The sequence below is a fragment of the Streptomyces sp. NPDC033177 genome (assembly GCF_055577715.1).
Genome location: NZ_JBVIPS010000004.1, coordinates 379,225 through 391,744 on the forward strand (window position 1 = coordinate 379,225; position 12,520 = coordinate 391,744).

The 12,520-nt window shown below is 70.6% G+C and carries 7 protein-coding genes and 1 riboswitch; of the genes, 1 reads left to right on the forward strand and 6 read right to left on the reverse strand.

Going from position 1 to position 12,520, the window contains the following annotated elements:
• Positions 1-98: 98 nt before the first annotated feature.
• Genes ACZ5U5_RS16645 through cobG form a run of 3 tightly spaced genes read right to left on the reverse strand, consistent with a single transcriptional unit; the run spans position 99 to position 3,519 of the window.
• The gene (locus ACZ5U5_RS16645) at positions 99-1,586 is read right to left on the reverse strand and encodes a precorrin-2 C(20)-methyltransferase (RefSeq protein WP_469021791.1); all 1,488 of its coding nucleotides are present in this window, start codon (positions 1,584-1,586) and stop codon (positions 99-101) included.
• 2 nt (positions 1,587-1,588) lie between these two features.
• Positions 1,589-2,215 (reverse strand): precorrin-8X methylmutase, encoded by a 627-nt coding sequence (locus tag ACZ5U5_RS16650; RefSeq protein ID WP_469022459.1) that lies wholly within the window; start codon positions 2,213-2,215, stop codon positions 1,589-1,591.
• A gap of 11 nt (positions 2,216-2,226) precedes the next feature.
• Positions 2,227-3,519, reverse strand: coding sequence for a precorrin-3B synthase (gene cobG, locus ACZ5U5_RS16655; RefSeq protein WP_469021794.1), 1,293 nt, complete (start codon positions 3,517-3,519; stop codon positions 2,227-2,229).
• Positions 3,520-3,594: 75 nt separating this feature from the next.
• Positions 3,595-3,723, forward strand: a riboswitch (cobalamin riboswitch).
• Positions 3,724-3,760: 37 nt separating this feature from the next.
• Here cobG and cobN point away from each other — a divergent pair.
• Positions 3,761-7,390 carry a cobaltochelatase subunit CobN gene (gene cobN, locus ACZ5U5_RS16660; protein WP_469021796.1) on the forward strand — a complete coding sequence of 1,210 codons (3,630 nt, stop codon included), beginning with the start codon at positions 3,761-3,763 and terminating at the stop codon, positions 7,388-7,390.
• A gap of 132 nt (positions 7,391-7,522) precedes the next feature.
• Here the strand turns inward: cobN and ACZ5U5_RS16665 are convergent, their stop codons facing one another.
• From ACZ5U5_RS16665 to ACZ5U5_RS16675, 3 genes are all read right to left on the reverse strand, one after another.
• Complete coding sequence (locus tag ACZ5U5_RS16665; protein WP_469021798.1) at positions 7,523-7,873, reverse strand: nuclear transport factor 2 family protein; 351 nt, start codon at positions 7,871-7,873, stop codon at positions 7,523-7,525.
• 23 nt (positions 7,874-7,896) lie between these two features.
• A complete protein-coding gene (locus tag ACZ5U5_RS16670) occupies positions 7,897-9,162 on the reverse strand; it encodes a serine hydrolase domain-containing protein (RefSeq protein ID WP_469021801.1) in 1,266 nt (421 codons plus the stop codon).
• A 214-nt stretch (positions 9,163-9,376) separates the two neighbouring features.
• The gene (locus ACZ5U5_RS16675; protein ID WP_469021804.1) at positions 9,377-12,496 is read right to left on the reverse strand and encodes a glycoside hydrolase family 38 N-terminal domain-containing protein; all 3,120 of its coding nucleotides are present in this window, start codon (positions 12,494-12,496) and stop codon (positions 9,377-9,379) included.
• Positions 12,497-12,520 lie beyond the last annotated feature (24 nt).

Consider the following 12,520-nt stretch of genomic DNA (forward strand, 5'->3'; position numbering starts at 1 on the left):
CATCTGTGTCGTTAATAAGCCCCCCCCCCCCCCCCTACCCCCCCCCCCCCCCCCCCCCCCCCCCCCCCCCCCCCCCCCCCCCCCCCCCCACCGCCGATTCACGCCTCTGGGTAGCGGCGTGGCGTCCAGACGATCTCCTCGCCGTCCCCGCGCTGCACGGCCCGCGTCTGGGACGAGCCGACCAGCAGGATCGTGCGCATGTCCACCACGTCAGGGTCCAGTTCGGCGAGGCGCACGATGCGCACCCGCTCGTCGGGTCCGCCGACGTCCCGCGCGACCACGACAGGAGTATCGGGCGCCCGGTACTCAAGGAGCAGCTCGCGGGCTTTGCCGACCTGCCAAGTGCGGCTGCGTGAGCCGGGGTTGTACAGGGCGAGCACCAAGTCGGCAGTCGCCGCCGCACGCAACCGCTCGGCGATCACTTCCCAGGGCTTGAGCCGGTCGGACAGGGACAGCGTCGCGTAGTCGTGCCCGAGCGGGGCGCCCGCGAGGGCGGCAGCCGCGTTGGCGGCGGTCACGCCTGGCAGGACGCGCACCGGAACGTCCGCGTACTCCTTCTCGGCAGCAGTTTCCAGGACGGCCGTGGCCATCGCGAACACCCCCGGGTCACCCCCGGAGACGACGGCCACCCGACGTCCGCGCTGGGCCAGTTGCAGGGCGAATTCGGCGCGCTCGGCCTCCACGCGGTTGTCGGAGCCGTGCCGCTGCTGGCCGGGACGCACCGGTACGCGGTCCAGATAGGTCGTGTAGCCGACCAGGTCGTCGGCGTCCGCGAGGGCGCCTCGAGTCTGGGGGGTCAGCCACAGCGGGCCGGCAGGACCGGTGCCCACCACGAGGACCTCGCCGCGTTCCCGTTCGGGGCAGGGGGCGTCGACCTGGCTCGGCAGTACGGCGACCGAGAAGTACGGGACCGTCTCCGGCTCCACGTCGGCCAGTTCGGCCAGGCGCTCCCCGCTCATGGTGGCCCGCTCGACATACCGGGTCCGGCCGAGTTTCCCCGAACTCTCCAGAGCGCCGCGCACCTTGGGGAACGTGCGCCCCAACTTCATGACCACGGCAGTGTCCGTGGCGGCGAGGCGGGCGGTCAGTTCCTCCTCGGGCAGGGTGCCCGGCAGGATCGTCAGGACCTCCTCGCCCTCGACGAGCGGCGTGCCCAGGCGTGCCGACGCGGCGGACACGGAGGTGACACCGGGGATGACCTCGGTGTCGAAGCGGTCGGCGAGCCGCTTGTGCATGTGCATGTAGGAGCCGTAGAAGAACGGATCGCCCTCGGCGAGCACCGCGACAGTGCGGCCCGCGTCGAGGTGGGTCGCCAGGCGGGCCGCGGCCTTGGTGTAGAAGTTCTCCATGGCGCCCTTGTAGCCGCCGGGGTGGTCGGTGGTCTCGGTGGTGACCGGGTAGACCAGCGGTTCCTCGATGTGGTCGGCGCGCAGGTGTTTCGCCGCTATCGAGCGGGCGATGGACCGGCCGTGCCGGGCACTGTGGTAGGCGATCACATCCGCCTCGGCGATGACCTCGACGGCCCGCAGGGTCATCAGGGACGGGTCACCGGGGCCGAGCCCGACGCCGTACAGCTTGCCGCTCACGGTCACTCTTCCTCGCTTGCGATGGCGTTGAGCGCGGCGGCCGCGATGGCGCTGCCGCCGCGACGGCCGCGTACCACCAAGTGCTCCAGGCCCAAGGGATGGTCGGCCAGCGCGTCCTTCGACTCGGCCGCGCCGACGAAGCCGACCGGGACGCCGATGATGGCGGCGGGCCGGGGCGCCCCCTCCTCGATCATCTCGAGGAGTCGGAAGAGCGCGGTGGGTGCGTTTCCGACGGCGACCACGGAGCCCTCGAGGCGGTCGCGCCACAGTTCCAGGGCGGCCGCGCTGCGCGTGGTGCCCAACGTGGCGGCCAGTTCGGGGACGGACGGGTCGGAGAGCGTGCACAGCACGTCGTTTTCGGCGGGCAGCCGCTTGCGGGTCACGCCGCTGGCCACCATCTGGACGTCGCAGAAGATGGGCGCCCCGGCGCGCAGGGCGGCACGGGCGCGGGAGACGACGTCCGGGGTGTAGGTGACGTCGCGGACGAGGTCGACCATCCCGCAGGCATGGATCATCCGAACGGCGACCTGGGCCACGTCGGCGGGCAGGCCCACCAGATCGGCCTCGGCGCGGATCATGGCAAAGGACTGCCGGTAGATCGCCGGGCCGTCCTTCTCGTACTCGAACACCGTGCTCCTAGTCATGCGTTGTCCTGGCGGGCCACTGCCAGGGCGGCGGCCCGCTGTGAGGGGTTGTCGTGCGTGGTGACGGTCCGCGTGCGGCCGGCACGGTGGACGGAGATCTGGTAGGTGCCGCCGTGCCCGGCGACCACGTCCACGTGGTCCCCGCGTGGGTGTCCGCAGCGGCGCTCGCATCCCGACCAGTACACCGGGAGTCGGCCGCCCGCACCCCCCGTGTCCGTACTCGTCGCGGCGGCGTCAGCCCGGACGTCGGCCTTCGCCTTCGCGCAGCCCGGACGCCCGATGCACGCGCCGACGCCTGCCAAGGCGGAGGCCGGGGAGGTGACGAGCCCGGCCGCGGCGAGGCCGGGCAGGAGCTCGGCGGGGGAGTGGGGCAGGACCACACCACGCCAGGGTGTCAGGCGCAGCTCCCGGGAAGCGGTGCTCGTCAACTTGACCCACTGGGCGGCCGATATGCGGCCGAGCGGGGCCAGGACGGACAGGGTCGTGGCGCCGTCGGGTGCGGTGACGATGCCCGGCTCCGGCTCCGGCTTCGTCGCAAGGGGCCAAGGGGTCTTGTCCGGCCCGGAAACCGGTATGCCGCACGACACCAGACGACGTACGACCGAAGCGGTCAAGTCCCCGATCTCGGCGGGCAGTTCGGCCGCACGCCATGCTTGCCCGCCGCTCGCCTCGAGAAAGACCTCGGCCGCGAGAAGTGCGGAGCGAGGCCCGTCGTCGGCGGCCACGCGCAGCACGCCGCAGCCCTCCATGCGCAGGAGGGCTCCTTCGTCCGGCGTGGCACGCAGCGTGACATCGGCGTCGAGCGCGGCGACGTCACCGCGTCCGTCGTCCAAGGCGAACAGGAACCGCCCCGAAAGCCCGCTCGCCGTGTCACTCGCGCACAGCAGGCCGTCGAGCGCGGTCAACCACGGCCGTACGTCGAAGTGTTCGCGGCCATCGAGACCGGACAGCGGCGACGCCACGATGTTGCGGACCCGATCGTGTCGGGGCGATGGCAGCAGTCCCGCAGCGGCCAGACGCCGCGCCAGCTCTTCGCCGTCGGACGCGTCCAGGCCACGCAACTGGACGTTGCCGCGTGAGGTGAGATGAACATCACCATCCCCGAGTTCGAGAGAGGCACGTCCCAGCGCCGCGGCCTGATCGGTGCGCAGAACGCCCCCGGGCAGGCGTACGCGGGCGAGCGCCCCGTCGTTCGCGGAGTGCAGCCGCAAGGCGCCCGGGCATGCGTCATCGCGGTCCCGAAAAGCGGCTGTGGCCTGGGACGAGGGATGGAGGGGGGCCGAGGGCATGGCGGCGAGCATACCGACCATCACACTGGACGTACTCCCCGCACCGAGACGTCGACCCTTACTATGCTCCTGGTGGATCATCAGGTCTGCCATCGCCACGACGGCGACAGGGAGGAAGCCCGGTGCGAATCCGGCGCGGTCCCGCCACTGTGAGCCCGATCCGTGAGGGTCGGGCGAGCCAGGAACTCCCGCCGTCCGACACCGCCCGGGGCGCGGACACCCCGAGGAAGGCCGCCAGCGCATGCCGCATTCTTCCGGGGGACACCCCACGCATTCCTCCATCCTGCTCCTGTCGACGTCCGACACGGACCTGCTCAGCGCCCGGGCTGCCACCGGCCCGGTGAGCTTCCGCTTCGCCAACCCGTCCCGGCTGACCCTGGACGAGCTGCCCGCACTTTTGGACGGCGTGGACCTGGTCGTCGTACGCCTGCTCGGTGGCATCCGCGCATGGCAGGACGGGCTCGACCTGCTGCTCGCCGACGGGCGTCCTGTGGTGGTCCTCACCGGTGAACAGGCACCGGACGCCCAGCTCATGGCCGCCTCCACGGTCCCCGTCGGGATCGCCGCCGAGGCCCACGCCTACCTGGCCCATGGCGGCCCGGCCAACCTGGAACAGCTGGCCCGCTTCTTGTCCGACACGGTGCTGCTCACCGGCCACGGCTTCGACGCACCCGCACCAGCACCCTCCTGGGGGCCCCTGGAGCGGTCCACCCGCCAGACGCCGGACGACGGCCCCACCGTGGCCGTGCTCTACTACCGCGCCCACCACATGAGCGGCAACACCGCCTTCGTGCACGCCCTGTGCGATGCCGTGGAAGCGGCGGGCGGACGCGCGCTGCCCCTGTTCGTGGCGTCCCTGCGCGCTCCCGAACCGGAACTCATCGAGACGTTGCGGGCCGCGGACGCGATCATCACGACGGTCCTCGCGGCCGGCGGCACGAAGCCCGCCCAGGCCTCCGCCGGCGGCGACGACGAGTCCTGGGACGCAGGCGCCCTGACCTCCCTGGACGTGCCGATCCTGCAGGCCCTGTGCCTCACCGGCTCGCGGGCCGCCTGGGCCGAGAACGACGAGGGTGTCTCCCCGCTGGACGCCGCCAGCCAGATCGCCGTCCCCGAGTTCGACGGCCGTCTCATCACGGTGCCTTTCTCCTTCAAGGAGATCGACGCGGACGGTCTGCCCGCCTACGTCGCCGACCCCGAGCGCGCCACCCGCGTCGCCGGAATCGCCCTGCGCCACGCGCGGCTTCGGCACATCCCGGCCGCCGAGAAGCGGCTCGCCCTGGTGCTGTCCGCGTATCCGACCAAACACTCCCGGATCGGCAACGCGGTCGGCCTGGACACCCCCGCCAGCGCGGTCGCGCTCCTGCGCCGCCTGCGCGAGGAGGGCTTCGACTTCGGCGCGACGGATGTGCCCGGCCTCGCCTCCGGTGACGGCGACGACCTGATCCGTGCGCTCATCGAGGCGGGTGGCCACGACCAGGACTGGCTCACCGAGGAACAACTCGCCAAGAACCCCGTGCGCGTGCCGGCGGCGGACTACCGGCGCTGGTTCGCCACGCTGCCCAAGGAGCTGCGGGCCGCCGTCGAGGAGCACTGGGGCCCGGCGCCCGGCGAGATGTTCGTCGACCGCAGCCGCAACCCCGAGGGTGACATCGTCCTGGCCGCTCTGCGCCACGGCAATCTGCTGATCGTCATTCAGCCGCCGCGCGGCTTCGGCGAGAACCCCATCGCCATCTACCACGACCCGGATCTGCCACCCTCGCACCACTACCTGGCCGCGTACCGCTGGATCGCCGCCGCACAGGAAGACGGCGGCTTCGGCGCCGACGCCATGATCCATCTTGGCAAGCACGGCAATCTGGAGTGGCTGCCCGGCAAGAACGCCGGCCTGTCCGCCGCCTGCGGCCCGGACGCAGCCCTCGGTGACCTGCCATTGATCTACCCCTTCCTCGTCAACGACCCCGGCGAGGGCACGCAGGCCAAACGCCGCGTCCACGCCACCCTCATCGACCACCTCGTCCCGCCGATGGCGCGCGCCGACTCCTACGGCGACATCGCGCGCCTGGAACAGCTCCTCGACGAATACGCCCAGATCGCCTCCATGGACCCGGCGAAACTCCCGGCCATCCGGGCCCAGATCTGGACCCTCATCCAAGCCGCCAAGCTGGATCACGACCTCGGCCTGGCCGACCGCCCCGACGACGACGGGTTCGACGACTTCCTGCTGCACGTCGATGGCTGGCTGTGCGAGGTGAAGGACGCCCAGATCCGCGACGGCCTGCACGTACTCGGTGCGCCGCCGCAGGGCGGGGACCGAGTCAATCTCGTTCTCGCCATCCTGCGCGCCCGCCAGATCTGGGGCGGCGCGACGGCGCTGCCCGGGCTGCGCGAAGCCCTCGGCCTCGACGAGTCGGCTGCGACCCGCACCACCGCGGACGAGGCGGAGGACAAGGCGCGCGCCCTGGTCGAGGCGATGGAGGAAGCCGACTGGGACTGTGTCGCCGTCCCCACCGAACACGGCGAACAGGTCGCCGCCATCCTGGAGTTCGCAGCCCGCGAGGTGGTCCCCCGCCTGTCGGCGACCACCGATGAACTCGACCACGCCGTCCACGCCCTGAACGGCGGTTTCGTGCCGGCGGGGCCCTCCGGCTCACCCCTGCGCGGCCTGGTCAACGTCCTGCCGACCGGCCGCAACTTCTACTCGGTCGATCCCAAGGCCGTCCCCTCCCGCCTGGCCTGGGAGACCGGACAGGCCCTCGCGGACTCCCTGCTTGAGCGCTATCGCGCCGACAACGGTGACTGGCCCACGTCCGTGGGTCTCTCCCTGTGGGGCACAAGCGCGATGCGCACCGCCGGGGACGACGTCGCCGAAGCCATGGCCCTGCTGGGCGTGCGCCCGGTCTGGGACGATGCTTCCCGCCGTGTGACGGGCCTGGAGATCATCCCGTCCGCGGAGTTGGGCCGCCCCCGCATCGATGTGACGCTGCGCATCTCGGGCTTCTTCCGTGACGCCTTCCCGCACACCATCGGCCTGCTGGACGACGCCGTACGCCTGGCCGCTTCCCTCGACGAACCCGCCGAAGCCAACCACGTGCGCGCCCACGCCCAGGCCGACCTCGCAGCGCACGGCGACGAACGTCGCGCCACCACCCGTATCTTCGGCTCCCGGCCCGGCACCTACGGTGCCGGCCTGCTCCAGCTCATCGACTCCCGTGACTGGCGTACCGACGCCGACCTCGCCGAGGTCTACACCGTCTGGGGCGGCTACGCCTACGGCCGCGAGCTCGACGGCTGCCCGGCCCGCGACGAGATGGAGACCGCGTACAAGCGCATCGCGGTCGCCGCGAAGAACACGGACACCCGCGAACACGACATCGCCGACTCCGACGACTACTTCCAGTACCACGGGGGCATGGTCGCCACCGTCCGTGCCCTGCGTGGCAGCGCCCCCGAGGCGTACATCGGCGACTCCACCCGCCCCGAGACGGTCCGCACCCGCACCCTCGTCGAGGAGACGTCCCGAGTCTTCCGGGCCCGCGTGGTCAATCCCAAATGGATCGAGGCGATGCGCCGCCACGGCTACAAGGGCGCTTTCGAACTAGCCGCCACCGTGGACTACCTGTTCGGTTACGACGCCACGACCGGCGTGGTTGCCGACTGGATGTACGACAAGCTCACTGAGACCTACGTCATGGACCCGGTCAACCGCCAGTTCCTCCAAGAGGCCAACCCATGGGCGCTGCATGGCATCGCCGAACGGCTCCTCGAGGCGGAGTCGCGGGGTATGTGGGAGAAGCCGGACGCAGCGGCTCTCGATGCCCTGCGCCAGGCGTACTTGGAGACAGAGGGCGACCTTGAGGGCGGGGAGTGATCCGCTCTCCCACGGCAGGCTCGTCTGCGGTGCAAGCCAGGGGCAGGCCCTCGCCGCGGAACGTCAGCAGCTGTCCCTGGTCGTCGCTCTGCAACAGTGGCTTCCAGGGGCCGCATCAGGCAACGTCTGTCCTTACCGGCGGGCGGTCTCCTGCACACTGAGCAGCAACCCGTCCCCCATCACGGCCGTCACCACCCGCACGTCCAGGACAGCGCCGTCCACGCTGTGGCGCTCCAGGAACCGGTACACCTCGGGGGTGACGCTGGTGATCTCCTCGACCTCGATCGACAATCCAGGCCGGCTGCCGCCCGCACTGCGCAGGGAGCCTCGCAGCGTCTCAAGGTCGAGGATCACTCCATCTGTCGTCACGAGCTCGAAGGCATCGTGGTGCGCGCCCAGGAATGCGTCGAGGCTTTCAGCGTCACCATCCCTCAGCCACGCGGTCAACTGGTGATGGTGCCGGACCAAGAAGTCACCGTTCATGCCCCGACTATGGCAGTGGACGCCTACGGGTGACGGGTGGGGCGAGATGTCGCACCAGGGTGAACGTTGGCTGATGCGGCACCAGCGCGGGGGACCGGGCGGTCGTAGACGTTGTCGGGGGTGACGACTTCAGTGATCGCTCGGGCGACCAGCGAGGACGGCTCCTGGCCCTCATGCGTGATGTCGGTGTTGAGCAGCAGAACCAAGGTCGCCTTCTGCGAGGGAAGGTAGACCGTCACGCTCTCGTAGCCCGGGATGGAGCCGTTGTGCCCGATCCAGCCGCCGGTCTTGAAGATGCCGAGACCGTAGCTCGTACCGGGGTGGCCGGTCGGCAGCATCCGAAGCCGCTGCCTCTGGGTCTCCGGGCGGAGCAGCGTCCCAGTGGCGACGGTCTTGGCCCAACGGCGCAGGTCGTGCAGGTTCGAGATCATCGCCCCGGCAGCTCCGGCCCAACTGGGGTTCCAGTCGGTGGAGTCCTCGACCTTTCCGCTCAGCGTCTGGTTGGTGTAGCCGCGCGCGTGCGGCTCGGGGAACTCGGGGCCGCTGGGAAAGAGCGTGTGATCGAGGTGGGCCGGGTGGAGCACCCGCTTGTGGATGACGTCGGCGACGCGATGACCGGTGACCTTCTCGATCACCAGACCTAGAAGGACCAGGTTGCTGTTGGAGTACTGGAACTGCTTGCCCGGCGCGAAGGTATTGCGGTGCTTGAAGCCGTACGCGAGGACTTCCCGTTGGCCGAACGAGCGGCCCGGGTCGCTCAGCAGATCGTGCACGAAATCCGGGTCGTCGGTGTACGGGAACAGGCCGCTGCGCATCTCGGCGAGGTGGCGCAGCGTGATGCGGTGACCATTCGGCACGCCGCGGACGTAGCGGGAGATCGGGTCGTCAAGCCGGATCCGCCCGTCGTCCACGAGCTTGAGCAAGGCGGTGACCGTGAAGGTCTTGGTCTCGCTGCCGATCCGCGTGTAGAGGTCGGTGGTCATCGGCCTACCGGTGGCGGTGTCGGCAACCCCGCTCGCGCGTACGTAGCGTCCCTTGCCCGGCATCCATAGCCCGACGGCGACGCCGGGGATGTTGGCCTCCCGGCGGACCTTTTCGACGGCCTTGTCCAGCCGCGAGGTCATGTCGCGGCTGAAGCCACTCGGATGGTGCTTGTCCTGGTCGTGACGGTCGACATCCGCCTGGCGGGTGGCAGTACCAGCAGCAGCGGGAACCGCCCCCATCGGGGCCAGTACGGACGCCACCAAGATCGCAGCTGCGAGCAGGCGTCGGGAGTGAGTACGTCGCATGTCGGTGCACTTCTTCCGGATCGGGGATGAGGGTGCAACGGCACCATCCCGAGCCCGATGGAAGGCCCTCCTGCGGTAGGCGTCCCTGCGAATCCACTCGATCGGACCGATGTCCCTTTGAGCTCGCCACGGTGTTGAATCAGCCCTGCCCGTGTACGAGAGAGGGGCCCCGTTCGACCGCGCGGCCGAACAGAGCCCCTCGGTGCGGGCAACGTCACTCAAGGTCGTGCGTATCCGCCGGTGTCAGCAACACTGCCGTGGTGCCGAGCCGCGGCACGGGTACCGGCAGGGAGCCGTCGGTGTCGGCCTGCAGTGCGGGACCCGCGGAGCCGAGATAGTCGGCCGACGTCGCGGCGGTGACGGCGAAGCCGGGTGTGAGTCGGCACGTGAGAGGTTCCTCGGCGAAGGACTGCAACCGCACCAGCAGGCGTCCCGGTTGCGGCACCGTCAGGCCCACGACCCGCACGCGTGGGTCATCCAGTGCCAGCAGCGCGAGGGAGGCGCTGGGGTGGGGTTCAGGGGCACGGCCGGCTCGTACGGGTATCAGTGGCCGGCTGCCGACGGCGGCCGTGCGCATGCCGAGCACCGCACCACCTGCGGCGGGTGTCTCCTGCCATCCGACGCTGTAGCGGAAGACGTGGTCGAAGGCCTGCTCCGAGGGAAAGTTGGTGTCCCAGATGTTGTTGTGAACCCACGAGAACACCGTGCCCGGCTCTTCCTGGGCCAGTGACTGCGGGTAGGGCACATACGGGATGGCCACCCCGCCCACCTGGATCAGCGGCGCATCCTGGGTGGCCAGCGCGGCGCTGGTGCCGTCCTCCTGGAGGCTGACCCAGCGGCGGATCGCCCGCATGTGCCGGGCCGAACCGGGCACCGTGGGCAGCCCCGTTCCGGTGACTCCACCCGTGGCTTCCATCCGTAGGACCGGAGAACCCATCGCGAAGGGGAAGGCGAAGAACGCACTCTCCTTGGTCAGCGTCGCGGCCTTGTCGATCCGGTTCTCCAGGTCGATCCGTGCACTCGCATGCGGCAGGTGGACCTTGACCCGCAGTCGCCGGGTGCCGGCCGGGGCGCACTCGTAGACCAGCGTCTGCCCGGTCGCGTCCGACGTCCGTTCCACCAAGGCCGCCGGGGAAGCCGTATTCCGCGTGGCCAGCAGATGCATCGAGGCGTTGGCCGTGGTCTTGCTCGACTGGTGGTTGAAGCCGCCGGCCGTCGCGTACTCGTCGTACAGGTAGCCGTTGAAGCCGACGGTGGAGTCCTGCCGGACCAGCTCGGCTCCCGTCCGCTTGTCCAGGATCGAGTCGATGCAGGCGGACGCCAGGTCGACGTGGACGCGCAGATACTCGTTCTCCAGGACCGTGGGGGCTTCGCCCGGTGTGGGCTCCTCCACCACGTGCCCGGCCGCGGCAGCGGACTCGACGTCCACGCGTACCGCCCCGTGGGCCGGTACGTCAGCCAGCCGGAACAGGAGGAAACGCCCGGCCGCCCGGTGCAGTTCGTTGCTCTGCTCCTCCTGCGTCACCGCCAGAGGTGTGCCGTCGCGGGAGTCGACGACCCGCACCGGGTCATCGAGGGGCACGGTGCTCTCCGGCAGGAAGAGGCGGACCGCCTCGGACCGCGGCCAACTGCACGTGTTGACGATGTAGTAGCCGGCGAGCGTCCCTGCGCGCGGAGACAGCCGTTCCCCCAGTGCCGCGCTCGCGGAGTCGAGCAGGGTGCGTGCGCCGTCGTGGGCGTGCAGGGCCTGGGCGTACTTCCAGTGCCACTGCGGCTCGCCCGAGGCGTGGCCGTGGTCGCCGTGCGTCCAGGGGTCGCCCGCACCCCACGTGTGCTCGTTGAACAGGGAGGCCGCGCGGTACACCTCAGGCGCGGCCCCGGTGATCCGTGCCGCGTCCGGCGCGCCCAGGATCTGGGCGTAGCCCGCGACGGTCTGTGCGTCGGCGAGCGCCGCCTGCCCGTCGCGCGTGGCGGCCAGCGGCACGGCACCCGCGCCGACGCCGTCGACCCACCAGTCCGTCCAGTCGCCCTCGAAGGTCTCGAGCCGGTCGCCGAGGCGTTCCTCGGCGTCCTTGAAGAAGTCCTCGTTGCGTGAGGTGCGCAGGACGGGGAAGGCCCACTCCTCGTTCCACCGGCGCACGGTGTCCGCGATGATGCGGCGCGGCGGTCCGTTGTCGGCGAACTTGCCCAGGACCCGCAGGTGCAGAATGTCCCACGGGTAGGGGTCGCCCTTGAACTCCTCGTCCAGGATGGGGAATCCGGGGATTCCGCGGCCCTCGTGCGGATACTGATGACTGGCCAGGGCGGAGAGGTAGTTCGGCAGCAGATCGTCGACGCGGTCGAAGGATTCGTCGAAGCCGAGGATCGACCCCTCCATATAGGCGAGGCCGTGCGGGGTGTCCGTGCGCCAGACGAGCACCTCGCTGCCGCTGGGGGCCCGCCAGCGGAACAGGCGCGGCAGATCCTGGCCCCCGACGTGGTGCGGGACCGCGCGTCCCGCCCAGTTGTGGGCGACCGAGAGATAGCGGATCCCGCTGGCCGCCAGGACGTCGGGAAGTCCGACGACCTGACCGGGTACGTCCGTCTGCATGGCGGTGGTGATGTCGATGCCGTGCTGTTCCCGCAACTGGCGTATCGGGCGCAGCAGTTCGTGCAGCTCGTCGGTGGAGCAGGTCTCTGTGTGCAGGTTGAAGGGCATCGCGGCCAGTTCGATGCGCCCCTCGCGGACTCGGTCGAGGAATTCCGCTACTTGTCGCGGCGGCCGGTTCTGTGACCAGTTCTCGTAGCTGAAGAAGCCCTCGACCGCCCAGCGGAACTTCGACGCGTCGGGCCACTCGTCCGTGGTGCGGCACAGTTCGAGCAGGGAGTCGAGGTACTTGCGCCCCTCGGCGAGCACGGTGCTCTGCGGGTCCGTGTAACCGATGTCCAGGTGGGCGTGCTGGACCAGGTGCAGCGTCCAGTGGCGCTGTGGGGTCAGCAGGACCTCGACGCTCTCTCCGTCGGCCAGCTCGGGCAGCTCGACCAGGACGGTCGTGGGCGTGTCCGCTTCGGGAACCAGGAGGCGGGTGTCCGACCCCGGCCCCGGCAGGACCTCGCAGCGCAGGGTTTGGCCGGTGAGGGTGGTGACGCGGGCGCGGGTGAGCGGCCGGCCGGCCGTGACGCGGACGGACTGCAGCAGGCCGCCCGCGCCGTCGTGGCGAAGGAGAGGTTCGCAGGAGATCGTGATCCGGTGTCCGCCGAGGAGCCCCTCGGCGGACACCGCGCGCTCGCGCAGGATGTCTCGGGCCATGTTCGAGTCCCACCAGGAGGGACGGGCAAGTGCGGGGCGGGGCATGGGAGAGGTCTCCACTCGTGTGTG

Bases quoted from the DNA above. Each gene is read 5' to 3' on its own strand.
- ACZ5U5_RS16665 (WP_469021798.1), bottom strand. From the start codon at position 7,873: ATGAACGGTGACTTCTTGGTCCGGCACCATCACCAGTTGACCGCGTGG.
- cobG (WP_469021794.1), bottom strand. From the start codon at position 3,519: ATGCCCTCGGCCCCCCTCCATCCCTCGTCCCAGGCCACAGCCGCTTTT.
- ACZ5U5_RS16670 (WP_469021801.1), bottom strand. From the start codon at position 9,162: ATGCGACGTACTCACTCCCGACGCCTGCTCGCAGCTGCGATCTTGGTG.
- cobN (WP_469021796.1), top strand. From the start codon at position 3,761: ATGCCGCATTCTTCCGGGGGACACCCCACGCATTCCTCCATCCTGCTC.
- ACZ5U5_RS16675 (WP_469021804.1), bottom strand. From the start codon at position 12,496: ATGCCCCGCCCCGCACTTGCCCGTCCCTCCTGGTGGGACTCGAACATG.